Source organism: Mycolicibacterium pallens (assembly GCF_019456675.1).
Lineage (GTDB): Bacteria > Actinomycetota > Actinomycetes > Mycobacteriales > Mycobacteriaceae > Mycobacterium > Mycobacterium crocinum.
The window spans coordinates 4,120,684-4,146,582 of sequence record NZ_CP080333.1; the positions used below are offsets into that span (position 1 = coordinate 4,120,684).

Here is a 25,899-nt window from a genome sequence, read left to right on the forward strand (position 1 = left end):
GTGCGGTTTATCCGCACCTTGGCGGCAATACGGCAGATAACTGCGGTGTTGCGCCGAGGTGATGTTTGCCCGGCGCGGCCCGCGCGTGTCCGTCCTCGATGGATCAGTGGCGTGGTGCCGCGGTCAGCGCCGCCAAAGCCATTGCGACGACGGCTTCCTCCGCGCTTTCGTGCGACCATCGCTGCCCGACTCGCAGCGCGAGGTAGGTCCAGCCGACCTGGTTGAACAGCACTGTGGCGGTCTGATCGAAATCGTCGAACTGGACGAGTGTGCCGTCCAGTTCCCCGTCACGCAGCAACCGCGCGAGCGGGTCGACGAAGACACTCCGGGTCGCCACCGCGCGGGAACGCTCCTCCCCCGTAGCGTCGACCGGTTCATGAAAGATGCCACCATCCTCAGCGAACAAGCCGACCAGCAGGAACCGCCACGCGTCGGCGACCCGGCATGTATGGCGTAGGACTCGGTCCAGGCGATCCAAGCCGGTGCCTGCCGACACCAGCGTCGGCCAGACAGCACGCTGATATTCGTCGGCCGCTCGCAGGCTGAGTAGCTCGATCACCCGTTCTCGGGTAATTCCGTTGCGGTGCAGGGTCATCCGTGACGCCTTCAAACGCCTCGCGAGGCTTGCCACGGTCACGGCCGCCAGTCCTTGCTCCGCGAGAATCTGCAGAGCCGCCTCGGCGACTCGACTTTCCCATTCGTCCACGATACACTACTGTATCATTGGCAATACAGATATGATCAGAGCGGAGGAGCGGTGCGGACATCCACCAGACGGAGCCGCCGCCCTGGCTGGCGCGGCACTGCGGTGGCCGGGCTCGCGGGACTCGGTGTCGGTGAGGTCGTGGCCGCAGCAGGCGGGACCTCACTCATCGACACCGTCGGTCGGGCGGCTGTCGACTGGAGCCCCCGACCGGCAGTCGAACGCGCGGTGGAACTCTTCGGCAGCCGGGACAAGGCCGCGATCCGTATCGGCGTGGGTGTGGCCGCGATCGGCGCTGCTAGCGCGCTGGCCGGTCTGCCGGCCAGCGTTCGTGCGCCCGCCGTGGCCACACTGTCAGCGGCGACGGCGGCCTTGGCCTTGAGGCGCCCTCCGCGGTCGTGGGCCACCACCATCGCCGCCGCGGCGAGCAGTGCCGTCGCGACAGCCGTCGGCCTGCGCCGCGCTCCGGCTAGCGTTCGAAGTGAAGTGACGACGGCGTTGGTCGCCGGCGGCGCGCTGCTGGCGGCGCGTGCACTCTTGGCGCGCCGCCACCGTCAGCACCGCAGGATCATCGAAGGCGCCGCCCAGTCCCGTCAGACCAGCGCGATGCCCGACGACGGCGCGGAGCCCCTCCCCGGCCTCACGCCGGTAATCACCCCAATCGACGATTTCTACGTCACTGACGTCAACCTCGGTGCGCCACTGATCGATCCCGGCCAGTGGCGGCTCGCAGTGACCGGATTGGTGGCGCGTCCCCACCAGTTGTCGTTGACCGAATTATGTTCGCAAGCTGACGAATTCGACGCCGTCATGGTGTGCATTCACAATCCGGTCGGCGGGCATCGGGTCGGAAACGGTCGCTGGCTCGGCGTGCCGCTGCGAGCCGTGCTCGAGCGTGCCGACCCGGCGGTCCGCGCGACCACGCTGGTAACTCGGGCTGTCGATGGCTTTACCGCATCACTGCCTGTGCAACCACTGCGGTCCGGCGAGTGGAGCGGCTATGTTGCGATCGGGTTGAACGGCAAACCATTACCGGCCGCGCACGGCTTCCCGGCGCGAGTGTTCGTACCGGGTATCTACGGCCAGTACACCGGCGTGAAGTGGCTGACCGAACTGGAGCTGGTGGCAGGCCCACACACCGACTACTGGTCGCCCCGCGGGTGGCCACACGCCCCGGCCTGGATCACACCGCATGCGCGGATCGATATCCCCGCAAACGAAGCGAGAGCAGATCGCTCGGTCACCATCGCCGGGGTCGCGTGGGCGCCCCCCCACGGTGTCGGCGGTGTTGAGGTGCGCTCCGACGACCGCCCGTGGCAATCCGCTGATCTTGCCTGCGCGCTTGCTCCTTCATCGTGGCGACGCTGGCGGACCACACTTGATCTGGCAGCCGGCGTTCATACCATTCAAGCCCGTGCGTTGAGCCTGTCCGGCGAATGGCAAGACGGCAGCATGCGGCCGTCATTTCCGCTCGGAGCAAGCGGATGGCACGCGATTACTATCTATGTCTCGCAATAACATTCACGATCGGTACCTCAGGGGTAACTATGGCGATTTCTGTCCAACTGGGCGACTTGCACCGAGCCGATTTGACCGCCGGGCCGGTGGAATTTCGCGAGAAGGGTTCTGGCACACCAATAGTCTTCCTACACGGCATCATCGCGAACGGCGACGTATGGCGCAATGTCGTCCCTGAACTCGTTGGTGAATATCGCTGTATTACCCCAGACTGGCCGCTGGGATCGCATCGACTGCCGATGCGTGACGGTACAGACTTCACCCTCTTCGGGCTCGCCACGCTCATCGACGATTTCCTCGAAGCGCTGGAGTTGACCGACGTGGTGCTGGTGGCGAACGACACCGGCGGCGCGATCGCCCAAGCGGTGGCCGTCCGGCATCCGCACCGCCTGGGCCGGCTGGTGCTGACGCCGTGCGACGCGTTCGACAACTTTCTGCCGCTACCCATCAAGCACCTCCAGATACTCGGTCGCACTCCGGTCGGTTTGTATTTGCTGGCGCAAAGCCTTCGCTCACCGCTCATTCAACGGCTGCCGATCGCGTTCGGCCGACTCACCGAACGGCCGATTCCTGCCGAGATCATGCGCTCCTATACCGAGCCGCTGCGGCGCATAAGCGGGGTCCGTCGTGACTTCGCTGGCCTGGTCCGAGCGATCAGTACCCGGTTCACCGAGGAGGCAGGGCGTGGCTTAGCTTCTTTCTCCCGTCCCACCCTGATTGTCTGGGCGCGTGAGCGCCACCGGTTCTTCCCCGTCCGGTATGCCCACCAACTTGCCGACAATCTTCCCAATGCGCGGCTCGAATTTCTTGACGACTCCGGGCCGTTCGTCAGCGAGGATCAACCGATGGCGCTGGCCGGTCTTATCCGCGACTTTCTTGAGACCTCTCCGTAGCAGCGTTAAAGCTCCCGCCGGCGAGCGGGGCTTTCGGCCCGTGGGTTTCACCCAGCCACGTGAGACGCTGATGGCGCAACCGCATCGCGGTCGCGGAGTCCCTGCGCGACGAGGTGATAGAGATACGCTCTGGCGCGGGCCCTGTCCTACTGCGATTTGTAGACCGCATACCAGGTGCGCCGCGCCAGATGCTGGATCTCCTCGGCAAGAATCTCGCAGCGGCGATACTGCTCGCGCCGGCGTAGCTCGCGGCGTAGGTCGGTCTCGGCTTCCAGGTCGGCGATCGCCTCGCGGTAGGCGTGTTCGGCGCGGACCAGTTGTTCCAACGCGTCATCGGCCAACGGTGCGGCGGCGCCCTTCGGAAGTGCCCGAATGGCAGCGCCGAGCGGTGTCATCGCTGCCGCGATCACCTGCACTTGCCGGCAGAGATGCGGGTCTGGAGCAGTACGAGACAGTCCCCCTTCACGCGCCAGACCGTAGGCGCGCTCGGCGACCGCGCCCAGCCGTTCGCCGAGTTCGAACAGGTCCTCTGCGGCAAGGGGCGTGCTGAAACTGGACCGAACCTGGGTCTGTAGCTTTCGCCGGACTTCGTGTTCGGTTGCCAGGAGAGAACGCATTTGGACGACGACCTGCTCGTCGGAGGCGCCCATGCACCACTCTTGCAGAACAGTGACGACCGTCTCCACGATGTCGAGCTGCGCTCTGAGGGTACCCAGTACGTCGTGATTCTCGGGCAGAAACCACGCTCGTGGATGTCTCATATGAATTCCCTCCAGAGTAGAAAGGCCGCAGCGCCCAACAGGGCGCTGATCGGCAGCGTGATCATCCACGCGGCGCCGATCTCGCGTACTACCGTCCAGCGCACGTGCTGGGCGCGTTGCGCTATTCCGACACCCACCACACTGGAGGCCACGACATGCGTGGTGCTGACTGGGGCGCCCAACGCCGCTCCAGCCAATATCACTGCCGCAGAACCACCTTGACTGACAAGTCCGTCCAACGGGGCTATCCGGTAGACACCGCTACCAACGGTACGCACGATTCTCCAGCCGCCGAACGCGGTTCCGACGGTCAGCGATGCCGCAGCCATCAATCGCACCCAGATCGGCACCGAGAAGACCGACAGGTGGCCGGTCGCGAGCAGCAACAAGGTGATCACACCCATGGTCTTCTGCGCATCGTTGGCGCCGTGGCTGAGCGCGAGCGCTGACGCAGTCAGCCACTCCCCGCGCCGCACAACGGAATTGAACTCGCGGCGAGCCCGCCGCAGCGCCCGTCCTGCGACCGCCATGCCTAGGGCGCCGGCAAGCACACCAAGCACGGGAGAGATGGCAAGACCGGCCAGCACGCCGAGCACTCCATCGGGCTTGCCGTGGTCGATACCTCCCCATCGGACGCCAACGAACCCGCCCGCGGCAACCGCAGCGCCGATAAGTCCGCCGATCAGCGCATGCGACGAACTGGACGGCAGACCAAACCACCATGTCACCAGATTCCACCCGATCGCAGCGGTAAGAGCCGCGCCGACCGCCGGGAGTGTCTCGTTCGGCGCGACGGTGACGACACCACCTACGGTGTCAGCCACTGCCGTGCCCATCAGGAGCGGGCCCGCGAAGTTGCCGACGGTGGCCAGCACCAAGGCCTGCCCCGGAGTGGCCGCGCGAGTGGCCACCAGCGCGGCAACTGAATTCGCGGAATCATGGAATCCGTTCGTGACGTCAAACACCACAGCCAACCCGATCGCCACGAGAAGAATCACCGTGCTCATTGCAGCCGGCCCTAACGCTGAGACGCCGTATGCTGCGACGCGCGCATCTCCCGTTCCAGTTGTGACCTGGACAAGTTGGCAGTCAACGGAATTAGATGAACGCGGACACGCGCCGCTGCGGCGAGACGTCGATAGGTTTCGTACACAACATCTCGCACACGAGCGGGCGGGCACGTCGGAAACTTCGCGGCCAGAATGACCGCGATCGAGTCCAGCTCACCTGTGAGTCGATCAGGCGCCTCCATGACCGGTGGGGTTGCCGTGGGTGTTGGCACCGAGCTCGTCATTTCTGCGCCGACCACTTCGCTTGGGGACATGCTGGCAATCCCACCGCCCAATCATCGCGGTATCTATCCGCGCTTCTGCGAGCCTTGAGACCGAGCCTCGACCGCATCGCATCCAGGTCGAGAAACACCTGTCTGAACACCGTCTTGCCGGCCACGCTATGTGCTCGGGCGGTGCCGGTAGCTACTCTGTCCCCGTCGAGAGCGACCGCGGCATGGGGCCGCACGCACGGCAGTTCTCGCCGGTCGGGCTTTTTCCGGCCGGTCACGACGACTCACCACAATGGATGGGATGCCGGCCAGGCGAGGATCTCTGCCCCGCCGGGGGCCAATTATTCAACCCCGCGGTCCATTTGGTCATCGGTGCCTCCTTGCACGTGCAGGGCGACGTAATTGATTCCTCGCCGCGATCGCCCACAGCCCCGACGGGTCAGCGAGGGCCAGCGGTGAGCAGATCGGCGGCCTTTGCCGTCAGGGCCGGCGTGCATACGATGTCGTAGCGCTCGGCAGCCAGGGTGGACACCGAAGTGAAATCACGGCGACCGTGAGTGGCCCAGTGGCCGACGAACCCGAAGACCGCACCCCACACCGCCCCGATGAGCAGGGCTGCGAGCAGGACGGCCAACCAGGCGTGTGCAGCAGAGAACATGCCCAAAAGCAGGCCGATGAATAAGCCCCACCACGCGCCGGTGGCCGCACCGGTAAGAGCCGCGCGCGCGTTGGTCATGCGGCCGGTGATGGCTTCCACCGTGCTGACTCCATGACCGACGACGCGAAGATTTTCGACGGGAAACTCCGAGTCGGAAAGATAGTCGACCGCGCGCTGGGCTTGGTCGTAGTCCCGGTAGCTGGCGACGACTCGGTACTCGGCGCCGGCGGCAGCCTGACTGGTCGGATCGTCGAACAAGTGATCAGAGTGGATGTCCATTGGGCTTTCCTTCGTAGTTGTGTTCCCGTTTAGTTTGTTCGCTTGACCCGCGGGCACACCTCGGCCGAGCGGGGACTTAGTCAAGTCGATGATCAATGCTTGCTCCTCAGTGGGCCAATACCACCACCACACCCGACTACAGAACCGCCGTGTGGGGGCATCCAGCGTTGCGGCAGTGATGTCGCAACGCCCGTCGGACGCGTGCAACGTTGCGGCGGTGGCAATCGCCGTGACGGCCCCCTGGCACGGTGGGTTCCGCCTGGCGGGTTGCCGCACTCATCTCAACCCCTTTCAGCCCGCGTATCGGTCGGTGCCTCATCAGAGCAAGATTGCCAAAGAATTCCTGGCCGCCCAAGGGACTTTCGGCCTACTACTAAGGGCCTTAGTAGAGCCACGGTCGGTCGATCCGAACGTAGCGCTGGCGGGCGGGGATGGAGGCAGCGGATCATTCGCCCGAATCACTGCTGCGATCGTCGTGCCGGCGAATCATCACGTGTACCGGGGTGCCAGAGGCTGATACCCACACGCCGCCGTAATCGGAAGTGGCCGCGGTGTTGCGAAGCGTTGCCACCGAGTCTCTCCCGAGCCTGCTACAGCGGTCAGGACCTCGTTCACAACCCGGAGGGTTTACCCGATTCACCCAGAGCTTGTCCTGGCGTGACCCCTCGGAGTACCTCCAGTCGCTGTTGGTATTCGACTTGGTCGATCTCGCCGCGGGCGAATCGATTAGCCAGACTCCGCCCCACTGGTTCGGCATCAGACGACGGCGAGTGCGGCGAGCCAACTTCAATATTGCCGACCCTGGACCGGATCAGTGCCACGGTTGCGACGAGGACGAGGATCCAGAACGCCACCACTCCGATTGCCATGCCTGCGTATCCCCATCCGCTCAAGTCGTGATTCAACCAAAACATCATCGGACTTCTCCTTCCTCTCGGGTTCGGTGAACGAGCGGCCCCGCCCGCTCCTGTCGACCCGAAGGTCCCAACTCCACATTGCGGCCTGCTCACCACAGGTTCGGTGTTGGTTGTGTGAAGATTTGCTCAAGACGCCAAACCTGCGCCCAGGCACGGCACGATGAAAGCATGGAGTCCATACCTGCGTCGGCGCCAAGCGGTGACGACTTCGGCTACCGAGCCTTGGTGATCGATGACGAGAAGCCCTTGGCCGAGGTGGTGGCTAGCTATCTTGAACGCGAGCGATTCGAGGTGACGGTGTGCCACTCCGGTACCGCCGCGTTGCGGGCCGTTCGCGATGTCGATCCCGACGTCGTGGTCTTGGATCTGGGCTTGCCGGGGATCGATGGATTAGAGGTGTGCCGTCAGCTGCGAACATTTTCCGACGCTTACGTCGTGATGTTGACTGCCCGCGATACTGAGGTCGACACAATCGTCGGCTTGTCGATGGGGGCCGATGACTATGTGACCAAGCCATTCAGTCCGCGTGAGCTGGTTGCGCGGATCAAGGCAATGCTGCGTAGGCCACGGACAGCACGCACGTCCGACTCTTCTGGACGGCACGAGCCTACCGCTCTGTTCGTATTCGGTCCGCTATCGATCGATGTCGCCGGTCGCGAGGTTTTCCTGGATGAGACGCCGATCCCGTTGACACGCACCGAATTTGACATTCTCGGCACGTTGTCATCTCGCCCCGGTGTGGTGTGGAGCCGCCGCCAGCTTATCGAGGCGGTATGGGGTGATCCCTGGATAGGCAACGACCACCTTGTCGATGTCCACGTTGGCCACCTGCGGCGCAAACTCGGTGACGACCCGGGCGACCCGAAATTTGTACACACCGTGCGCGGTGTGGGCTATCGCATGGGGACGCGGCAATGAGCGTAGCCAACGGCTTTGGGATGGGCCGTCGCCTGCTGCTCGCCCAGGCAATGGTGCTCGTCGCCGGTGGAGTCACAACGTGGGTGGTAGCTTTGGTTGTCGGGCCACCGCTGTTCCGTGAACATCTGCATCAGGCCGGCGTCACGCATAATTCAAATGAGCAATTCCATGCCGAGCAGGCCTACCAGAACGCCACCGCACTCTCGATCGCAGTCGCCATCACGGTGTCCGCACTGACCGCGTTTATCGTCACCGCCATACTGAGTCGCCGTCTACAGCAATCGATCAGCGAGGTGTCAGCGGCAGCCTCGGCGATAGCCGAAGGGCGTTACAACATTAGAGTGGGCTCTCCACGCCTTGGCAATGAGTTCGATGAGCTGGCAGTCGCCTTCAACCAGATGGCCGAACGGCTCCAAGCCGTGGAATCAACCCGTCGGCAATTGTTCGCAGACCTGGCCCATGAGATCCGCACACCCGTGGCGGTGTTGGAAGCCTACCTGGAAGCCGTGGAGGACGGAGTGAAAACCCTTGATGAGACGACGATAGCGACGCTGCGCGAGCAGACAGGCCGTCTGGTGCGCTTCTCGGCCGACGCCGCCGCTCTGGCTCAAGCCGAAGAGGCTCACGCTGTCATCACGCCGGGGTGGGTCGACGCCGGTGAGGTCGCCACAGCAGTCAGCGCCGCGATGGGCGATCGTTACGCCGCCAAGAGGGTTTCCTTGATCACCAACGTCGTTCTAGCGAAACGCCTTTGGGCGGATCGGCAGCGGCTGGCACAGGTTCTGGGCAACCTTCTGGACAACGCACTGCGTCACACGCCAGCCGGCGGTCACGTGATCCTCACGGCCGACCTAGTCACTGATCAAGTGGTATTCACGGTTGCCGACGATGGCGACGGGATAGCGGCTGAGCATCTACCGCATGTCTTCGAGCGGTTCTATCGCGCCGATGCTGCCCGAGACCGTGAGCGAGGAGGCTCCGGCATCGGGCTGGCGATTGCAAAAGCACTCACAGAAGCCCACGGCGGTCACATTCAAGTGACCAGCCGTGGGCCCGGTCAAGGCACCACTTTCACAGTGGCGTTGCCAGCCGTCGCGGCCGGTGCCGGGGCACTCTTCGACGTCACACCGCATCCATGAGGTCCGTGACCGGCGAGTGCCAACTCAGCGAGCCCGAGCGAGAATACGCCGCACCAACAATCGGTCGGGCATTTCGTCGTCGCAAACCAAACACAGACAAGAGACTTGGGCTCTGAAGGATTAATCAGCCGGTGTTGAGAATCGACCTATATCGCTATTCCGATGCCTCGTACATGTGCCGCTGGCGATGTCGGCAACGATCGATGATGCGGCCAATCTCCTCTGGATCGTCGGCAAGAACCAGCAATTCAACGTCATCCACCGAAACCATGCCGGGCTCGAGCAGCTGCGTTCGAATCCACCGCTCCAAGCCGCTCCAGTGCTCCACCCCCACGAGCAGGACCGGGAAATGCCTGACCTTGTCGGTCTGAATGAGAGTCAACGCCTCGAAAAGCTCGTCGAGTGTTCCGAAGCCACCTGGAAAGACTACGAACGCGCACGCATAACGGATGAACATGAGCTTGCGGACGAAGAAGTAATGGAAGTGCAGTGAAAGGTCTACATACGGATTGACGGCCTGCTCGTGTGCAAGCTCGATGTTGAGGCCGATCGAGCGCACCCCGGCCTCACGCGCGCCTCGGTTGGCGGCCTCCATAATCCCAGGGCCGCCGCCAGTGATGATGTCGAAACCCAGCATCCCCAACCGCGACGCTACCGTGCGCGCGAGTTGATATTGAGGGTGATCGGGAGGCGTGCGGGCGGAGCCGAAGACCGACACCGCATCAGTGATGTCGCTCAGCGCCGCAAATCCGGCTGCCACTTCGTCGCGAATGCGGATTACCCGATCCGGGTCGTCGTCGGCGATCGGCGCGAACCCCGACCCCAAGGCGCACAGCAACTCCTCGTCGCGTGTCGAGGGTCTGCGCGGCGACAATTCAGGCATCGCACCAATGATCGCACGCCGACGGTGTTGAGTCGTCGCGTTGCAACTGAATGGCCACAGGCGTGCCAGCGCTCGAGTGCCTGGCACCGCGCAGGCCAAGAACTACTAGCGACTCAGACTGCGCCATCAACGGATCCGCCGACAGCTCTTCAGGACTGTGGTCGAACACCGCTACCACGTTGTGCATCATCGGTTCAGCTGGGCTGGCGAACTGGCAGCCCAGCAGCACGATAGATCGCATCGATCACGGTCATGTTCTCAATTGCTTCTTGCGCAGAAGTTTTCACCGGTTCTCCGCGCAGCACAGCTGCGGCGAAGGCGTCGAGTTGATACGCGTACGACGCTCGGCGCGAGAAGCGCTCGACCCGCCGACTGCCCGCTGACCGGACCGAAAGCCGATGAAAGAACTGGGGCATCACCGGGTTGAGCACATAGAGTTCACCGCGATCTCCAATCACCTTCGCGCTGATGTTCAGCAGGTTCGAGGACCACACCGAGCAGTGGATCAGGCCAGTGTGTCCGCCGGGAAACCGCAATTCGGCCGTCATCGCCCGGTCGATGTTCCTGCCGCGCAATCTTGCCCGCGCGGCTACAACCGTGGGCGTCTCGCCGCCGAATTTCCGCGCCAGATCGACTGCATAACAACCGGCGTCCATCGTTGCACCACCGGCCAGCGCATAGCTGTAGCGAATGTCGGAAAACAGGGGCAACGGGTAACACAGGGTCGCCTCCACCCGCTGCAGCTTTCCCTGACCGCGCTCACTGAAATTCCCCACTGACGCTCACTGAAATTCCCCACCCGTGTGGCTCCGCCGAGAAGGGCGGGCCTCCTTCGATGCTGCTGGTGTCTGACGCCTGCAGCACTGCCCGAAGGAGGCCCGCTTTCTCATGCTCACATGGGAGGACGATGTGGAAGTACATGCCCTGGCCAAGCGTGGTTGGACGATCTCGGCGATCGCCCGTCACACCGGCTTCGACCGCAAGACGGTCCGTAAGTATCTGGCCGGTGACGGCAAGCCCGGGGTCCGTGCCCGGCCCGACCCTGATCCGTTCGATCCGTTCGTCGACTACGTGGTCGCGAGGCTGACCGAGGACCCGCACCTGTGGGCCCGCACCCTCTACGACGAACTCGAGGAGCTGGGGTTCGGCCTGTCGTATCAGAGCCTGACGCGCAACATCCGAACCCGGGATCTGCGGCCCGTCTGTGAGGCGTGCCGGACCGCCACGCAGCGTCCGAACGCGGTGATCCCACATGCGCCGGGTGATGAAACCCAATGGGATTGGCTGGAATTGCCCGATCCACCGGCATCGTGGGGTTGGGGCAAGACCGCGCACCTGCTGGTCGGATCGCTGGCGCATTCCGGGAAGTGGCGTGGCTATCTGACGCCGAGCGAGGACCAGCCGCACCTGGTTGCCGGGCTGGATCGGGTGACCCGCGGCCTGGGCGGGTGCACTCGGGTGTGGCGGTTTGACCGATGGCCACGGTCTGCGATCCGGGCAGCGGGCGGGTGACCGCGTCGTTCGCTGGGGTGGCCAAGCACTACGGCGTCTCGGTGGCGGTCTGCCCGGCTCGGCGCGGCAACCGCAAGGGGGTGGTGGAAAAGGTCAACCACACCGCCGCGCAACGCTGGTGGCGCACCCTGGCCGACGACATGACCGTCGAGGCTGCGCAAACGAGCCTGGATCGCTTCGCCCGAGTGCGGGGTGACACCCGATTGCGGGCCACCGCTGATGGCCGATCCTCGGTCGCCGTGGTGGCCGAAACGGAGCCACTGGCTCCGGTGCCGGCGCAGGCGTATCCGGTGATCGTGGCCGAGGCACGCACCGCCTCGCGCCAAGCGATGGTGTCCTACCGCGGTAACCGTTACTCGGTGCCCCCGGAACTGGCCGCCGCCAATGTGGTGGTGTCACATCCGGTCGGCGGGCAGTTCTGCGACATCGCCACCATGAGCGGGATCGTGATCGCCCGCCATCGGATGGCTGCTGATGGGCTCGGGGTGATGGTGCGTGACAGCGGTCATGTCATCGCCCTGGATGCCGTGGCAATGGCCACCGCGGCGACCGGACGGCCACACCGCCGCAAGGAACGCATCCCACCGGGTCCGGCTGCCAAAGCCGCTGCCGCGCAACTGCTTGCGCTCAAGCAGCCATCCACCACCGCAAGTGAAAATTCCACTCCGTCAACCGATTCCACCGTCATCGATCTGTCCGCTTACGAGCGTGCCGCCCAGAACAGGACCATCAAATGACCCCCACTCCACGCACCGGTAAGACCACCACCACGACCGAGGAATCACCATCGTCGGCGGCGAGCCGCTATCAGCAGCTGCGCTCGCATCTGGCCGAGCTCAAACTGGCCGCGGCCGCTGAAGCCCTACCGACGGTGCTGGATCAGGCCACCGCCGAGGGGCTGTCACTGACCGTGGCGTTGGAGCGACTGCTGGCCGTGGAGGTCGAGGCCAGCACTGCCCGACGGTTGGCCGGCCGGTTGCGGTTCGCCTGCCTGCCCACCCCGGCCACCCTCGCTGATTTCGATGTCGATGCTGCCGCCGGGATCGACCGCAAGCTGATCGACGAACTGGGCACCTGCCGCTACCTGGAAACCGCGACCAACATTCTGCTCATCGGCCCGCCCGGCACCGGAAAGACGCATCTGTCCGTCGGGTTGGCAAGGGCTGCCGCCCATGCCGGCTACCGGACCTACTTCACCACCGCCGCCGATCTGGCCGCACGGTGTCACCGCGCCGCGATCGAGGGACGCTGGGCCACCACCATGCGGTTCTTCGCTGGCCCGACGCTGCTGGTGATCGATGAACTCGGCTACCTTCCGTTGCCCGCCGAAGCCGCTTCGGCGTTGTTTCAGGTTGTCTCCCAACGGTATTTGAAGACCAGCATCGTCATCACCACCAACCGCGGGGTGGGTGCTTGGGGCGAGATCCTCGGCGATACCACCGTGGCCGCCGCCATGCTCGACCGCCTGCTGCACCGCTCCGTGGTCATCAACCTCGACGGCGAGTCCTACCGGCTACGCGACCACCAGGCCGCCGCGGAAACCCTGCGCCGAACCACCACCGGCACCCGCCAACAACTACACTGACCGCTGCTCACAGGTGAGGAATTTCGGCGAGCACACCTGGGGACTTTCGATGAGCGCCGTCATCCCAACTCGTTGCTCGCAATGATCTGCTCGATTCGCAACGCCAACGGGTGATACCGATAGTGAAATGCTTCCATTACGGTGCGACCAGATTGCTCAGCTAAGTCCGCGACCACACGGGCTTCAGCAGCATTCGCAGCAAACGGCTTCTCGCATAACACATGTTTCCCGGCGGCGAGCGCGGCGCGCGTCCACCGCCCGTGCAAGCTATTGGGTAGAGGAACGTAAACCGCGTCGAGGTCCGGGTCAGCGATCAGCGCCTCGTAACTGTCGTGTACCCGAGCTATGGCGTGCTTGGCGGCGAAAGCCTTGGCCCGCGCGACATCGCGCGCAGCAACGGTTGCCACCACAACCTCAATGTTTCGTTTAGCCGGATTGATGAGCGACATCGGCGTGATACGAGCTGCGCCTAAGACCCCAATCTTGACCGGCGACACAGTATTTCCCGTCACAGGGCGACGGTAACACTTCCGTTCCACCAGCATCCGAAATCGGGCCGCCACACCAATGTCGGGCCACCCTGGGCCCATTTAGAGATCAGTTCCGTTGCGCTGCGCGGCATCCGGGTCGATTTTGCTCTCGGTGCGAAAGAGGAAGAAAAATAATAGCCAGCCGATCGCGGCCAAGAAGATCCAACTGATCAGCCGGTAGATCAGCATTGTTGAGATTGCGTGGTGTAGCGACATGCCGCTAGACGCCAAACCGGGCACCAACACCGCTTCGACCACGAGCAAGCCGCCGGGCATCAACGGAACTGCCCCAGCCGCTCGCGCTGCGGCGTAGGAAACGATCAGGCCGGCCAGAGACGGTGCCCCACCAGCGGCCCACGCCGCGAACAGCAGACACGCCACGTCAGTGGCCCAGTTGAGTAGGGACCACCCAAACGCGACCCCGAGTCTGCCGCGACCGATGTTGACCGCTTTGAGTTGTCCGATTATTTCGCGCCAGCGTTGCAGCCCGGTGTCGGACGGTCTGCCGCGCGCTGCGTTGATCCAGGAGAGGACACGCTGCCCAACTCCGTCCATGAGATCAGGGTGTGCCGCAACGGTTTGGGCTAACACGATGAGGGCGAGGAGACCGCTCAGAGTGAACACGAGGGAGAACGGGTTGCTTTTTGCCCCGACCACAAACGCACCGCCCAATCCCAGCAGCGCCAGCCCGCTGATCTGCAGCGCTCCGGCCATGACCAGCTGCCAGGAGGCGACGACCGGTGATGCACCCCACATGCGCTGCTGGCGATACAGGAACGACGTTGAGATCACCGGCCCACCAGGCAGCGTGGTGCTCAATGCATTTCCCGCGTAAAACGCTGCTTCCGAACGCCATTGCTTCACAGCGACGCCGGCAGCACGCAGCAGAGTGCGTTGAATCTGAGCGAAGCTGTGCACCGAGGCCAGTGCGGCCAACATCGCAGCAAGAACCCACCACCACTTCGCGGTATAAACGCTGTGCCACGCGCGTGCTAACTGACCCCATACCGATGCCAATTCAACGCCGATCACCGCGACCGTGATCACCAAGAAGACCCAGCGGCGCGACCAGCGCATCCAGCCGCGACGTCTGTCCCCCCTGGCCTGACCCCGATTGGTTGATCCATGGCGTATGAGAGTCTTGCGGCCCACGTTGTGGGCAGGAAGGCTCGATAAGATCATGGCGACGAGGAAACGGCACAGTCCCGAGCAGATTGTGCGCAAGCTGACCGCGGCCGATCGGCTGTTGGCCGAGGGCAAGGACACCGCGGCGGTGTGCCGCGAGCTCGGGGTATCCGAGGCCACCTATCACCGCTGGCGCAACCAGTTCGGCGGCCTGAAGGCCGAGGACGCCAAACGCCTCAAGGATCTCGAACGCGAGAACGCCACCCTCAAGCGGCTACTGGCCAATGCCGAGCTGGAGAAGGACGCGCTGCGGGAGGTCGCCCAGGGAAACTTCTAGGCCCGGAACGCCGGCGGGCAGCCGTTCGTCACCTCCAGCGGGTGCTGGGGGTCAGTGAACGGTTCGCCTGCCGCGTCGCCGGGCAACACCGCGCCACCCAACGCCACGAACCCGCCGCAGCGACTCCCGCCGATCCCGACGCCGCCCTGCGGGACTGGCTACGGGCCTACGCCAAGAAGCACCCGCGGCGTGGGTTCCGGCCGGCCTACCATGATGCCCGCGGCGAAGGCTGGGCGGTGAATCATAAGAAGATCCAGCGTCTTTGGCGAGAAGAGGGTCTGCGGGTACCGCAGCGACGCAAGCGTAAGCGTCACAGCACTTCCACCGCACCGCCGACTGTGGTAGCCGATAGGCCCGACCGAGTGTGGGCGGTGGACTTCCAGTTCGACGTCACCACCGACGGGCGGCCGATCAAGATCGTGTCGATCATCGACGAGCACACCCGCGAATGTCTCGGCGGGATGGTCGAGCGCAGCATCACCGGCGATCACCTCATCGACGAACTAGACCGCGTCGCCGCTGGCCGAGGTGCGTATCCGAGCGTGCTGCGCTGCGACAACGGACCCGAATTAGCCTGTGGCGCAATGGCTGATTGGGCCGAGGGTCAAGTCGGGCTGCACTTCATCCCGCCCGGCGAGCCTTGGCGAAACGGCTACGTCGAATCGTTCAACTCCCGCATCCGCGACGAGTGCCTCAACATCAACAGCTTCTGGTCTCTGACCCAGGCCCGCGTCGTCATCAGCGACTGGAAACACGACTACAACCATCATCGCCGGCACTCATCACTGGGCTACCAACCCCCGACCCGCTACGCTGCCGCCTGTACCCACCGATGAACGACTCTCGTTCGCCGTGGACCAGTTCACGGGGTCCGGTCACCCCGGCCGGCATTTCCGGTCGGGGCCTTGTGACCCACGTGGGTCAGACTAGCGGGACAACTTACCAGCACTGATCAGATCGGGCCTCGGTAAACATGAATCTCACCGGCCGTTTTCGTACCTACGATTACCGGCCGTACTAATCAATACTGTGGTGGGCGAGGCGTAACCGTATGCCAACCAAGCAGAGGAGGATGATGCTCGTTCGTGCAGGCGCCGCTCGCCACGGGTAGGCCGCGATGGTCGCGCGGGCAAGTTCGGCCTCGGTCGGGGCGTGCGTTCGGTGATGTCCCCCTGCGCGGCACTACGCCGGCTGGGCGCAGTGCCGCGCGGTCGATCCGATCAACCGTGCGGGTGCTGGCTTCGGGTATGGGCTGATCATCGATTCGGCCGCGCCACCTGCTGTTGCCCTGCGTTGGCGAGATGGTCGCGCACGCTATTCAATCCGGCGGGTGCGTCATGGCGATCCCAAGTTCTTCGTGCCGGCCTCCCTGGTTGAGCGGTTTCCGCTGCACATCGACACCGGTCCTGAAGGGTGTGAGCCCCGCGTATGCAGCGCGGCCTCGTCGCTGAGGCCGCCAATACGCCGGTCAAAGGGTTAGTCGGCTGCAGTCCGAATCCCCCAGCAGTGCCGGCAATGTGCCGGGTGCGCTATCTCACTATGCCTGCGACGCGACATGCCGCGCCCGACGGACGATTACCTCAGGACCTCCGTCGCCATCGATTGCGCACGAGGAGTGCCTTCTTGCAATCGCTAACAAGCCGGTCCGGAAACGAACATTGCCGAGCCTTCGTACGCCGCACCCGTGCCGTCGCGCCCTCCGTGATCGTCGAGTCCTCGCGAGAAACCGCGAGCAATCTTGGCCGCTAGCCACCACACATCAACATGCCGGACGCGCCGAGCACCAGTGTTCCCACTGGCGCGACAGCAATCAGGGTCGAAGCGCTGGTAAGGGCGGCTTGGGCGCGAACCCGGACACGCTGGGCAGGCGGAAGAGCCAGGCGTTCAGCGCGATTCAACACTGCGATGTCTGCGGCGCCGAGCGCCGAGGCGGGAGCACCCCCAGCCAGAGCGAGCAATCCGGTGAGAAGTGGAGCATGCCCGTAACGCCGCGCCGCCACATCGTCGGCGCACATTTCCAAAAGCCGTGAGACCTCGTCGACACCTTGCGTGATCAGGGCAAGATGAGGGAAGGCCGCAGCCAAGCCGCGCAACACCGTGACTATCCGAAGGTGGTGGCCGTCGAGATGCGCACGCTCATGGGCCACTACGGCGCGCAACTCAGGCGAGGCGAGAGCTGCCACGGTCGCGGTCGTAACCACAATTGTGTCAGGTTTGCCCTCAACGCAGTACGCCACGCGCTCGGCGGCGTCGACAACGTAAACGTCCCGTTCGGTGGTTGGCCGGCCGACCAGTCGAACCGCGTGCGCGTGACCGTGGGCATGAATACGAAGGCGCGCGACCGTGCGCGTGAACCGGACTCCGAAAACAGCGATGCCGACCACCGCGGCGCTGATGAGCGCCAGGAGTATTGCTTGCGGCGCAAATCCTCGATTGCCTGCCGCGATCTCGCACAGGAATTTGATGCATGACACGACGAGCGAACCGCGCCGTTGCCAGTGCGCGATCGCGTCGATGATGAGCAGCAAGACGATCGTCAGCCAGGTGACCAGGACGCTGCCGATCGCGATCAGCCAAGCCGCTACGCCGCATTTCGGAGCGTGGCCGCTGCGAGTGAGCGAACGCAGCATTGACGGACCGATGATGAGCACTGCCACGCTGTAGATCAGCAGGCACGCGCCGATACTCACCGCCGCTTCGCCTGGCCGGACCGCGTCGCAGGAGTTGATCGCTTCGCGGTGCTCGAACGTGTTGCCAGTCGCCGCAGCGCATTCCGCAATCGCTCCGATTCCTTCGGACCGATCTGCTCGATGAAATAGCTGAGCACTAGTTCTGAGCGGCCCCCGCCATCGAGCGCCTCACGCATCAACCGTGCGGTGTGTTCCTCGCGCGTCAGCGTCGCCCAATAGCGGTAGGCCCGGCCGTCACGTTCGCGCCCAAGCCATCCCTTGGTGTGCAAATTGTCCATGGTTGACATCACCGTCGTATAGGCGATGGCACGCTGCTCGGAAAGCTCCTCGAAAATTTCACGTACTGTGACCATATAGGGATCGTGATTCCACACTCGATCCATGACCACGGCTTCCAGTTCACCAAAACCACGTACCCGCACCGTATTACCCTCCAGTGTTTTGCGGTCAAGCCTACAACGCTTGGCACCGTTGTCTTCGGTATGACGCGGATGAAAGCCGTGGTGCGGCTTGCGCTGCCGGGTTCGCCACCAACGCTCTGCTGCTCCCACGGCGGTTAGCCTTCGACTCACTGGCTTCTCCATCCTTCGATGGCCATTGCCTACGCAACTGTGAACGAATTTGCACTGCGCCGGCAGCGCACAGCGACAGTCAAGCGGTTGCCCACCGCGCACAGCCGGCATCGGCCGCATGCGTTCCGACGCTTCCTTCATCACCGCGCAGAACGCGCCGCGCGAGCTGCCAAGTGGACCGCAGAGGCACCCCACCGCGGATCGCCAATCACTCACGGGGTGGGATAGGCGAACAGCTACTTCCCGGTTGCACCCATGCCGGAGCGGTTAGCGTTCGCCGCGAGCCGGTTGACGGGGGCCCGTCGCGTCAACTATCTAGCTCAGTACTAGCTTCTTGCGCGGAATGCGAGCAGCACCAGCAGCCCCCGTGCCGAAGGTGATGTCCCGGCTGCGGGCCCGCATTCAACACCGCATTATCAACGCGCACAGATAATCGGCGTGTGCTGTCGCGGCCACCGCGTGTCTCTTCAGATTCCCGCGGGGGCTGGCCTGCTCTCCTTGATATAGGGCTGCGTCGCTTCGCGAGATCTGCGTGTAGACCGCCCCACCAGTGCACACGCTGTGAAGAAGTCGGCCACAGTCGCTTTACTCCGAGGGGTCTGAATCTCCGAGCGACAACAACGAGGCTGTGCTTCCGGTCGGACATGCAGTATCGATAACGTGCGCATTCTAAAGTTACAAAAGTGGAATTTGTGATTTGAGTTTACTTATGTGGCTAGAGTGACTTACCGTGGACCGCGGTACGTAAGTAGTACGTAAATCCACGATTCTCTGGACCGACGGGTGGTGAGGGCCTTTGTCCCGCTTGGGCATCATCATTGGCGTCTTTGGATTGCTTATAGGCCTGACCCTGCCCGGGCTGGCCCGCGCCGACAACGGACTGTGGGATCCGCTCCTGCCGAAGGTGCTCAGTGCAGGCGCGCCCGGCGACCCAATCGCGATCGCCAATGCCTCACTGCAGGCAACGAATCTCGCCACCCAGACCACGCTGGATCTCGGTCGAAAGTTTCTTAACAGCCTCGGTATCGGAAGCACACCGAAGACTGCCGTCCCCGCGGGTCGGGTGTCCGGCACTCAGGCGATCGAGTACGTGATCCGTCGCGCCGGTTCCCAGATGGGCGTGCCCTACTCCTGGGGAGGCGGGAGCTTGACGGGCCCAAGCCGCGGCATCGACTCAGGCGCAGGCACAGTCGGCTTCGACTGTTCAGGTCTGACGCGCTACGCGTTCGCTGGGGTCGGTGTCCTCCTCCCCCGGTTCTCTGGTGACCAGTACAACGCAGGCCGCCACGTACCGCCATCGGAGGCCAGACGCGGCGACTTGTTGTTTTGGGGTCCCGGTGGCAGCCAACACGAAGCCCTTTACCTTGGCGGTGGCCAGATGCTTGAGGCCCAACAAACCGGGGTGCCGGTCAAGATTTCACCGGTGCGAACAGGCGGCATGACACCATACGTGACTCGAGTCATCGAGAGCTGAGCGTCGCTACATCTCGGTGAATAGCGCGCCGTCAGGACACCAAAGGACTGTAGATCCCCCGAATGAGGTTCTCTCAAGTGTTATTTCGCGATTGAAAACGTCGAAACGGTCGAAATTTTATGTCGCTAAATGCGGTCGGGAGACATCGCCGCGAATCGGCTCACGCCGTACACGACGCCAGCGCGGTGAGCGCGGCGAATGTCAGCAGCGTGACCATGCCCATTGCCAGAGCGGCACCCCAGGCCGCCCCGGAGCGGGTAAATCGGCTTTGCGACGGGCGGCCCGCGTTGAGCCGCTCAAGTCGCAGCTGCGTGCAATCGCCGGTGATTCCAAGTGCCGGCGACGGTGCAGGCGCGCTCTTCAAGGTTTGCAATGCCCGACGCAGTCCATCGCAGCCGTGCCTGCGGGCCGCCTGGGCGTCGGCATCCAGTTCGATCAATGTGCGCACCAACGAGGGCGAGCAGCGCATCAGTGGAAGCCATCCAAGCCCGGCGGCGAGGGTCTGTGCGGCGGCGATCAGCAGATGGTGGTGTCGGCTCACATGCGCTCGCTCATGGGCTTCCACCGCGCGCACGGAGGCGCGGTCCAGACAATGCCGCAATCCGGTGCTCATCACCACGAGCGGTGGATCGCCAGTCAAGCTGTAGGCCAACGGCTCGCTGGCCGGCACCCAGAGTACCGCGCCGGGTCGCGGACCGTGCCCTGTCAGCAACCAGGCAAGCTCGGCGTGTTTGCTGTGCAAACTACGTCGATGCCGGCCAGCGTTGGCCGCCTGCCAGCCGCCGCGTGCCGCGGCCATTCCCAATGCTGCGGCACTGACGATGCCGGCGAGGGTGTCGACCGGTCCGGGCGGCCCGGCATGCAACTCCAACCAGCAGCGATGAAACAATTCCGCGAGCCCGGGCAACGCCACCGCGGTGAGCGTGCCACAGACCAGCACCCCCCACGCGGCCAGGAGCACCGCGGCGTCGGCACCGCGACGGACCAGGGCCCATAACATCCGTGGCGCGAGGACGCCAATTCCAATACCACCGATAGTCCACCACATGACCGCGGTCACCGCCGTCGGCTCCGTTCTTTCAACCCTCTGGTCAGTGCCCGTGACTCGGCGGCGGTGGCACTGCGCGCAAAGTGCAGTAGTGCGGCCGTTGGGTCACCACTGTCCGCCAACAATTCACGCAGCGCATCAGTGGCCGCTTGAAGGCGATCTCGCGTGGCCTCGTAGCTGTAGGCTCGGCCGTCGAGTTCACGGCTCAACCATCCTTTACGGTAAAGGTTGTCCATCACCGTCATCACCGTCGTATAGGCGGGTTTGCGGACGGGTTCGAGCTCATCGAGGACGTCACGGACCCGTACCGCGTCGTCGGTGGCCCAGACCACGTCCATGATCGCCGCCTCCAACTCACCCAGGCCAGGCAGCGGCCGGGGTGGGCGCGCTGCAACTTGCCGCGAAGCCCGGCTGGTTCCCTTGCGCGCCGCCGTCACGAGGTGTGCCTCCCCTCACGCGTCTTGGCGACCGTCGCCGCGACTTCCTCGACACCACGAAAGACGGTCATCGGAAGGCGGCGCACGGATCCGTCGGTATCGACAAGGTAGCTCAGTGGCAGCAGTTGCGGTGCACCCAACGCGCCCGCAACCGCTTCGGCGTCGGTGAGCGAGGGATAGCCGATCTTGAGATCCCGCACGAAGGCTGCCGCCGAGGACGGGCGGTCGCGGACATTGATGCCGATGATGCGAACCGCACCCGGTGTGTCTTTGTACTGGTCGAGTACCGGCATTTCTTCGCGGCACGGAGCGCACCGCGACGACGCCCAGAGGTGGAGCAGCGTTGGCCTACCGGCAACAACGGCCCCCACATCCAACGGCTGTACCGAGCCCAGACAACGGGCTGTCGCCGCTGACAGAGTCGCTACCGGCGAGACACCGGACACAGCCACCGGACAAGGTGGGGCACCCGCCTCGGTCACCGCAGGGTCTGCCCTGCTCTCGAGTTTGTCTGCCATCAGTCGACGCCCGCCCGGGCCCGCTGTCGGGTCAACATCCGTAAGGATGCCAGCGCCAGTCACCGCCAGCGCGGCGATCAACATCGCCACCGATCGAGCGCGGGGCACTAGCCGTTTCGCTCGGCCGCAGGCGCCACGGCCACCGGAAGCAATAGCGCGCCGTCACCTCGCGCTGGACATGAACGCAACATCGCCCACCGTCGCCACAACGCCCACACCAGCAAAGCTAGCGAAGCGAACGCGATCGCGGGCTGAATAGGCGCCCATAGATTCAGTGCCCCGCTGACGCCGATGGCAGCCACAACCAGCTTGTTGCACACCGGGCAACCCACAGCCAGCACCGAGCCGACGCTGGCGAGCAGCCCGGCACGGCCAGGTGTGGCGGATCCGGTTGTTCGGTGATTGACATAGGTCGCCGCGAGCATGCCGCTGAGCACTGCAGTCAGCGCCCAAACTACATAGCTCCACCACGCAACGGGTGTCATGCGCACAAATAGCGGATTCGTTATCAGCGCGCTGGGCACACCAACCGCTACGGCAACGACCGCCGCCACCACCGACGCGACGACCAGCTGCCGCATCCGGAGCGTGCGACGCGTCATCATCTCGCCGCGCTCCGCAGACCTATCGAACACCATCGGTTCAGCCTAGTACTAGGCCACATAGTACTTAATTCTGGGAGTCGCTAGGCCCGTCATTGTCCGCAGCTTCTTCACGACAGTGCGCTGCCCTGCAGCCACTGGTCCCACGGCATACTCCAGTCGCCGTTCTGCCACACTTGCAGCGGCTCGCCGCCGGTATTGCGGACTTCGACGATGTCACCTGGCACCGAGAAGTCAAAGAACCACCGCGCATTGTCTTCGCTCAGGTTCAGACAACCGTGAGACACGTTGGTGTTTCCTTGCGCCCACACGGTGCTATCGAGCTGGTGCAGATAGATCCCGTCGGTACTGATCCGTGTTGCCAACGAAATGGTTTCACGATAGCCCAGCCGCGAATTGATCGGCAGGCCGTACGTCGATGAATCCATCACCACTCGGTCGGCTTTGTCCATCACTGTGTAGATGCCGCGCTGGGTCCAAAACGAAATCGTCTGGCCGTTAACAGTTTCGCTGCCCCCCATCCCCATGGAGGTCGGCATAGCGCGAACCAGTTGGCCATTGTTGTACACGCTGACCTGTTTGGTCAGGTCGTCAGCGATCGCAACGTGAGCATCACCGATCTTGAACTTGACCCGAGCGTCCTCTTGCCCATACAGCCCCTGCCCCAAGGGGGCGCCGTAGATATTCGCCTCTACACTGACATCCGTTCCGGGTGAAAAATATTGCGGCGGCCGCCAATGCGCGTTCTGATCGTCAAGCCAGTACCAGGAGCCACGCACCGGAGGCGACGTGGTTACCGCCAACCGCCGCTCGGCGGCCGCCTTGTCGATGATCGGCTCGTCGAAACGGGCGACCACCACGGTGCCGATACCGTAGACCGCACCGTCGCGCAACAGGGTTCCGGCTGTTGTGGTCAAGGACACCTTGGTTTGATTGTGCGGAATCAGCGTGGAGAACCTCGAAACCAGCTGTGTCGGCGGACCGTTGATCCCTGACGCCCTCGCGGTGACAGTGTAGGTGCGCCCAAAGCCAAGCGGCACGCCAGGCTTCCAGACCGTGCTGTCAGGAGTCATGATGCCGACGATGCGGTTACCCTGCTCGTTGACCATCACGACGTCAATCAGCGTGCCCGATGCCGCCGTCACGCTCACCGGCGCCAACGGATCGACATCATCGGCACCCGGCTCCGGTGTGATGGCTAGTACCGCTGGCCCCGCCGGCGGCGTCTTGTCACCGGTCGTCGCTTTGGTGGCCGAGGACTGCGCGCAGTCGGTGCCGCACCGTCCGAGGTTGATGCTCAGGACGGTTCCGAGCACCGCAGTGATCAGCAGGACCGCAGCGAGCATGAAGACTTTGAGTCGACGATCGATGACCAACACCGTCTCCCTGCATCCGATTGGTGTCCACCTCAACGGGGCCGCGACCGCCTGCCGCCCGCGATTACTATGTTACATAGTAGATAGAGCTCATCGATGGCGCCGGGCCCGCAACCCACGCGTCTACTCCCTTCTCAGCACTCGGTTCAGGGTCTCACGGGCGTCGCACGTTATGTATGGGAGTCGTTGAAACGGGCGATTTCCGCGCCGGGATTCAGTGGGTCGATGAATGCACCCTCAAACCGTTCCCGATTTAATTCCCGGCAAGTGAGGCGCCATCATAGAACTGACGATGTCGCCGGGATCGATGTCGGAAAGCGCGACCGGCTGCCCGCCTTCGGCCATCGCCTGGCTGCAGTGAGGTAGCGATCTGCCGGTCTGCTGGGAAGCTCAATTGATCAATCCTGAACAATCGAAGGCATTGAGGCCGCGGGCGCCCCAGAGTATGGCGAGCCGATCTGCGTCAGTGCCGCTCGACCACTGTCGAGGCCTGGGCGCTCGGTGTGGCGATAGTTACAGACTCCCCACGAGGATTGAGCCTAAACGGACGCGGACGGGTCGGGCATCGCGCGTACGCGCGGATCCCGTGGCGGCGGGCCAGCTAGCGCGATGCGTTGATCAGGCGTCAGCGAGTCGTATTGCGACTGCACCGCGAGGATCTGACGCCGCAGGTCGCCCTGCTTCGACTGCAGCTCCGCACGTTCCGTTGTCGCCTGTTCTGCGGCGGAGCGCGCAGTAGCGGCTGAAGTCGCTGACAGCTGTGCCGCCGCAACGGCGCGCTTCTTACCGGCCTCCTGCAAAGCCTGGACCCTATCGCTGATCTCGATCGCCGTCGCCCGCTCAGTGGCCCAGGCCATCAGGTTGTGGCTTCGACCCGCCCCGTCGCGGGCAGCAATGTTGGGGCAGCACACAAACACGAGAACGTCTACTGGACAGGTACGTAGCTGTAGGCTCGTGGGACGCGGCAACCCGAGCCGCTGTCGGTGAATCAAGGCGTGTGATGGGAGGCGGGCAGTGGGCCCACAAAAGAGAATGCCGTTGCTCGCAGCAATCGTTGCGGCCATGGCGACAGCAGTCGCGACCGGCAGTCCCGCTGCGCTGGCCGATCCCGCAGTTTCCCCGCCAGGGCCTAACGATCCGGGCGCAGTCGCGCCTCCACCGCTAGATGTTCTTGTCTCACCACCCTCTGGCACGCAAACTTCGCCTCCTGCCGAGTATGTCGACTTACCAAACCCTTTCACTCCCCCGCCGGCAGATCAGCCGGTGGATGCTGTGGATGTACCCGCGGGGCAGAACCCGACACCCTTCGACGGTCAGCCGGTGTTTGCTCCTCCCTCTTTCAATCCGTCCAACGGCGCCGTCGTCGGCGTGGCGAAGCCGATCATCATCAACTTCGCGCGTCCCATCGCCGATCGACCGATGGCCGAACGGGCCATCCATATTTCGTCAGTGCCGCCCGTTCCGGGCAAGTTCTACTGGATGAGCAGTACGCAGGTGCGGTGGCGACCGATTAACTTCTGGCCGGCCAATACTGTGGTCAACATCGATGCCAGCGGCGCGCGGTCGAGCTTCCGCACAGGTGACTCGCTGGTTGCGGTCGTCGATGACAAAACTCACCAGATGACGATTACCCGCAATGGGAATGCGGAAAGGACTTTCCCGGTGTCGATGGGAAAACCCGACGGGAAGCATGAGACGAAGAATGGCACGTATTACGTACTGGAAAAGTTCGCCGATATCGTCATGGACTCGTCGACATATGGCGTGCCGGTCAACTCGCCCGAAGGTTACAAACTGAATGTCCAGGACGCAGTGCGCATCGACAACAGCGGCATTTTCGTGCACAGTGCGCCGTGGTCGGTCGCCGATCAGGGTAAGCGCAACGTCAGCCACGGCTGCATCAACTTGAGCCCAACCAATGCCCAGTGGTTTTACGACAACTTCGGCAGTGGGGACCCAGTGATCGTTAAGAACTCCGTCGGCATCTACAACCAACCCGACGGTGCCCAAGACTGGCAGATTTAGTAAGACCCCGCACCGGCCTGGCATTGCCGTGACCGCGCCAGCCGGCGCAACCGGTTGGGAACGTTGGGAGGTGCATGCTGACGGCAGTGTGGTTTCCAGCCCAACGGGGCGGAACAG

The 25,899-nt window shown here is 63.8% G+C and carries 23 protein-coding genes and 3 pseudogenes; 9 read left to right on the plus strand and 17 right to left on the minus strand.

Annotated features, from left to right (window positions below; translation table 11 throughout):
* Nucleotides 1–103: 103 nt before the first annotated feature.
* A complete protein-coding gene (locus K0O64_RS20150; protein ID WP_096311884.1) occupies nt 104–706 on the minus strand; it encodes a TetR/AcrR family transcriptional regulator in 603 nt (200 codons plus the stop codon).
* A 51-nt stretch (nt 707–757) separates the two neighbouring features.
* On the opposite strand from K0O64_RS20150, the gene K0O64_RS20155 reads away from it, so the two are divergent.
* Together K0O64_RS20155 and K0O64_RS20160 are read left to right on the plus strand one after the other, a co-directional pair.
* Nucleotides 758–2,221: a molybdopterin-dependent oxidoreductase gene (locus K0O64_RS20155; RefSeq protein WP_125477463.1), complete on the plus strand. Its 1,464-nt coding sequence runs from the start codon at nt 758–760 to the stop codon at nt 2,219–2,221.
* Nucleotides 2,222–2,250: 29 nt separating this feature from the next.
* Nucleotides 2,251–3,114, plus strand: a complete 864-nt coding sequence (locus K0O64_RS20160) for an alpha/beta fold hydrolase (RefSeq protein ID WP_164520110.1) — start codon at nt 2,251–2,253, stop codon at nt 3,112–3,114.
* A gap of 146 nt (nt 3,115–3,260) precedes the next feature.
* Here the strand turns inward: K0O64_RS20160 and K0O64_RS20165 are convergent, their stop codons facing one another.
* From K0O64_RS20165 to K0O64_RS20175, 4 genes are all read right to left on the minus strand, one after another.
* Complete coding sequence (locus tag K0O64_RS20165) at nt 3,261–3,875, minus strand: hypothetical protein (RefSeq protein WP_125477464.1); 615 nt, start codon at nt 3,873–3,875, stop codon at nt 3,261–3,263.
* Nucleotides 3,872–4,882: an inorganic phosphate transporter gene (locus K0O64_RS20170; RefSeq protein ID WP_096311888.1), complete on the minus strand. Its 1,011-nt coding sequence runs from the start codon at nt 4,880–4,882 to the stop codon at nt 3,872–3,874. Before K0O64_RS20170 ends, K0O64_RS20165 begins: the two co-directional genes overlap by 4 nt.
* 11 nt (nt 4,883–4,893) lie before the next feature.
* Nucleotides 4,894–5,199 (minus strand): three-helix bundle dimerization domain-containing protein, encoded by a 306-nt coding sequence (locus K0O64_RS30385; RefSeq protein ID WP_434085465.1) that lies wholly within the window; start codon nt 5,197–5,199, stop codon nt 4,894–4,896.
* Between the two features lie 397 nt (nt 5,200–5,596).
* Nucleotides 5,597–6,094, minus strand: a complete 498-nt coding sequence (locus K0O64_RS20175) for a YflT domain-containing protein (protein ID WP_096311889.1) — start codon at nt 6,092–6,094, stop codon at nt 5,597–5,599.
* 1,085 nt (nt 6,095–7,179) lie between these two features.
* Here K0O64_RS20175 and K0O64_RS20180 point away from each other — a divergent pair.
* Together K0O64_RS20180 and K0O64_RS20185 are read left to right on the plus strand one after the other, a co-directional pair.
* A complete protein-coding gene (locus tag K0O64_RS20180) occupies nt 7,180–7,929 on the plus strand; it encodes a response regulator (protein WP_096311891.1) in 750 nt (249 codons plus the stop codon).
* Entirely contained in the window at nt 7,926–9,068 is a 1,143-nt protein-coding gene (locus tag K0O64_RS20185; RefSeq protein ID WP_164520111.1) for a sensor histidine kinase, read from the plus strand. Before K0O64_RS20180 ends, K0O64_RS20185 begins: the two co-directional genes overlap by 4 nt.
* Nucleotides 9,069–9,222: 154 nt before the next feature.
* On the opposite strand, the gene K0O64_RS20190 is transcribed toward K0O64_RS20185, so the two are convergent.
* Nucleotides 9,223–9,951 carry an LOG family protein gene (locus tag K0O64_RS20190; protein WP_096311893.1) on the minus strand — a complete coding sequence of 243 codons (729 nt, stop codon included), beginning with the start codon at nt 9,949–9,951 and terminating at the stop codon, nt 9,223–9,225.
* A gap of 194 nt (nt 9,952–10,145) precedes the next feature.
* A pseudogene (locus tag K0O64_RS20195) lies at nt 10,146–10,700 on the minus strand (Gfo/Idh/MocA family protein); the annotation flags it as partial.
* A 139-nt stretch (nt 10,701–10,839) separates the two neighbouring features.
* On the opposite strand from K0O64_RS20195, the pseudogene K0O64_RS20200 reads away from it, so the two are divergent.
* Both K0O64_RS20200 and istB read left to right on the plus strand, forming a co-directional pair.
* A pseudogene (locus tag K0O64_RS20200) lies at nt 10,840–12,200 on the plus strand (IS21/IS408/IS1162 family transposase).
* Nucleotides 12,197–13,048 carry an IS21-like element helper ATPase IstB gene (gene istB / locus K0O64_RS20205; RefSeq protein ID WP_220045611.1) on the plus strand — a complete coding sequence of 284 codons (852 nt, stop codon included), beginning with the start codon at nt 12,197–12,199 and terminating at the stop codon, nt 13,046–13,048. Before K0O64_RS20200 ends, istB begins: the two are co-directional and overlap by 4 nt.
* A gap of 62 nt (nt 13,049–13,110) precedes the next feature.
* Here the strand turns inward: istB and K0O64_RS20210 are convergent.
* Nucleotides 13,111–13,593, minus strand: a pseudogene (locus K0O64_RS20210) (Gfo/Idh/MocA family protein); the annotation flags it as partial.
* Nucleotides 13,594–13,638: 45 nt separating this feature from the next.
* Nucleotides 13,639–14,760, minus strand: a complete 1,122-nt coding sequence (locus K0O64_RS20215; RefSeq protein ID WP_425574781.1) for a lysylphosphatidylglycerol synthase transmembrane domain-containing protein — start codon at nt 14,758–14,760, stop codon at nt 13,639–13,641.
* Here K0O64_RS20215 and K0O64_RS20220 point away from each other — a divergent pair.
* Nucleotides 14,759–15,876 (plus strand): IS3 family transposase gene (locus tag K0O64_RS20220; RefSeq protein ID WP_220045705.1). Its coding sequence is split into 2 segments (ribosomal slippage): nt 14,759–15,026 and nt 15,026–15,876, totalling 1,119 coding nucleotides; the frame shifts between segments, so codons are not numbered across the junction. The genes K0O64_RS20215 and K0O64_RS20220 overlap by 2 nt on opposite strands.
* A 909-nt stretch (nt 15,877–16,785) precedes the next feature.
* On the opposite strand, the gene K0O64_RS20225 is transcribed toward K0O64_RS20220, so the two are convergent.
* Entirely contained in the window at nt 16,786–17,730 is a 945-nt protein-coding gene (locus K0O64_RS20225; RefSeq protein WP_096311897.1) for a M56 family metallopeptidase, read from the minus strand.
* A complete protein-coding gene (locus tag K0O64_RS20230; RefSeq protein ID WP_096311898.1) occupies nt 17,727–18,152 on the minus strand; it encodes a BlaI/MecI/CopY family transcriptional regulator in 426 nt (141 codons plus the stop codon). Before K0O64_RS20230 ends, K0O64_RS20225 begins: the two co-directional genes overlap by 4 nt.
* A gap of 967 nt (nt 18,153–19,119) precedes the next feature.
* Between K0O64_RS20230 and ripB the strand changes: the two genes are divergently transcribed.
* Nucleotides 19,120–19,776, plus strand: a complete 657-nt coding sequence (ripB, locus tag K0O64_RS20235) for an NlpC/P60 family peptidoglycan endopeptidase RipB (protein ID WP_225933764.1) — start codon at nt 19,120–19,122, stop codon at nt 19,774–19,776.
* A 160-nt stretch (nt 19,777–19,936) separates the two neighbouring features.
* Here the strand turns inward: ripB and K0O64_RS20240 are convergent, their stop codons facing one another.
* From K0O64_RS20240 to K0O64_RS20265, 6 genes are all read right to left on the minus strand, one after another.
* Complete coding sequence (locus tag K0O64_RS20240) at nt 19,937–20,836, minus strand: M56 family metallopeptidase (RefSeq protein WP_225933493.1); 900 nt, start codon at nt 20,834–20,836, stop codon at nt 19,937–19,939.
* The gene (locus K0O64_RS20245; protein ID WP_164520222.1) at nt 20,833–21,195 is read right to left on the minus strand and encodes a BlaI/MecI/CopY family transcriptional regulator; all 363 of its coding nucleotides are present in this window, start codon (nt 21,193–21,195) and stop codon (nt 20,833–20,835) included. Before K0O64_RS20245 ends, K0O64_RS20240 begins: the two co-directional genes overlap by 4 nt.
* Nucleotides 21,196–21,257: 62 nt before the next feature.
* Entirely contained in the window at nt 21,258–21,863 is a 606-nt protein-coding gene (locus K0O64_RS20250) for a TlpA family protein disulfide reductase (protein WP_096311901.1), read from the minus strand.
* Between the two features lie 23 nt (nt 21,864–21,886).
* Nucleotides 21,887–22,381 carry a hypothetical protein gene (locus K0O64_RS20255; RefSeq protein ID WP_096312943.1) on the minus strand — a complete coding sequence of 165 codons (495 nt, stop codon included), beginning with the start codon at nt 22,379–22,381 and terminating at the stop codon, nt 21,887–21,889.
* 110 nt (nt 22,382–22,491) lie between these two features.
* Entirely contained in the window at nt 22,492–23,727 is a 1,236-nt protein-coding gene (locus tag K0O64_RS20260; RefSeq protein ID WP_096312944.1) for a L,D-transpeptidase, read from the minus strand.
* A 569-nt stretch (nt 23,728–24,296) separates the two neighbouring features.
* Nucleotides 24,297–24,614, minus strand: coding sequence for a hypothetical protein (locus K0O64_RS20265; protein ID WP_096311902.1), 318 nt, complete (start codon nt 24,612–24,614; stop codon nt 24,297–24,299).
* A gap of 175 nt (nt 24,615–24,789) precedes the next feature.
* Between K0O64_RS20265 and K0O64_RS20270 the strand changes: the two genes are divergently transcribed.
* On the plus strand, nt 24,790–25,782 hold the full coding sequence (locus K0O64_RS20270; protein WP_096311903.1) for a L,D-transpeptidase: 993 nt from the start codon (nt 24,790–24,792) through the stop codon (nt 25,780–25,782).
* Nucleotides 25,783–25,899 lie beyond the last annotated feature (117 nt).

Coding starts and splice junctions, on each gene's coding strand:
- K0O64_RS20160 (WP_164520110.1), top strand. CDS start 2,251: ATGGCGATTTCTGTCCAACTGGGCGACTTGCACCGAGCCGATTTGACC.
- K0O64_RS20165 (WP_125477464.1), bottom strand. CDS start 3,875: ATGAGACATCCACGAGCGTGGTTTCTGCCCGAGAATCACGACGTACTG.
- K0O64_RS20170 (WP_096311888.1), bottom strand. CDS start 4,882: ATGAGCACGGTGATTCTTCTCGTGGCGATCGGGTTGGCTGTGGTGTTT.
- K0O64_RS30385 (WP_434085465.1), bottom strand. CDS start 5,199: ATGTCCCCAAGCGAAGTGGTCGGCGCAGAAATGACGAGCTCGGTGCCA.
- K0O64_RS20175 (WP_096311889.1), bottom strand. CDS start 6,094: ATGGACATCCACTCTGATCACTTGTTCGACGATCCGACCAGTCAGGCT.
- K0O64_RS20180 (WP_096311891.1), top strand. CDS start 7,180: ATGGAGTCCATACCTGCGTCGGCGCCAAGCGGTGACGACTTCGGCTAC.
- K0O64_RS20185 (WP_164520111.1), top strand. CDS start 7,926: ATGAGCGTAGCCAACGGCTTTGGGATGGGCCGTCGCCTGCTGCTCGCC.
- K0O64_RS20190 (WP_096311893.1), bottom strand. CDS start 9,951: ATGCCTGAATTGTCGCCGCGCAGACCCTCGACACGCGACGAGGAGTTG.
- istB (WP_220045611.1), top strand. CDS start 12,197: ATGACCCCCACTCCACGCACCGGTAAGACCACCACCACGACCGAGGAA.
- K0O64_RS20215 (WP_425574781.1), bottom strand. CDS start 14,760: ATGATCTTATCGAGCCTTCCTGCCCACAACGTGGGCCGCAAGACTCTC.
- K0O64_RS20250 (WP_096311901.1), bottom strand. CDS start 21,863: ATGTTGATCGCCGCGCTGGCGGTGACTGGCGCTGGCATCCTTACGGAT.
- K0O64_RS20255 (WP_096312943.1), bottom strand. CDS start 22,381: ATGACGCGTCGCACGCTCCGGATGCGGCAGCTGGTCGTCGCGTCGGTG.
- K0O64_RS20260 (WP_096312944.1), bottom strand. CDS start 23,727: ATGCTCGCTGCGGTCCTGCTGATCACTGCGGTGCTCGGAACCGTCCTG.
- K0O64_RS20265 (WP_096311902.1), bottom strand. CDS start 24,614: ATGGCCTGGGCCACTGAGCGGGCGACGGCGATCGAGATCAGCGATAGG.
- K0O64_RS20270 (WP_096311903.1), top strand. CDS start 24,790: ATGCCGTTGCTCGCAGCAATCGTTGCGGCCATGGCGACAGCAGTCGCG.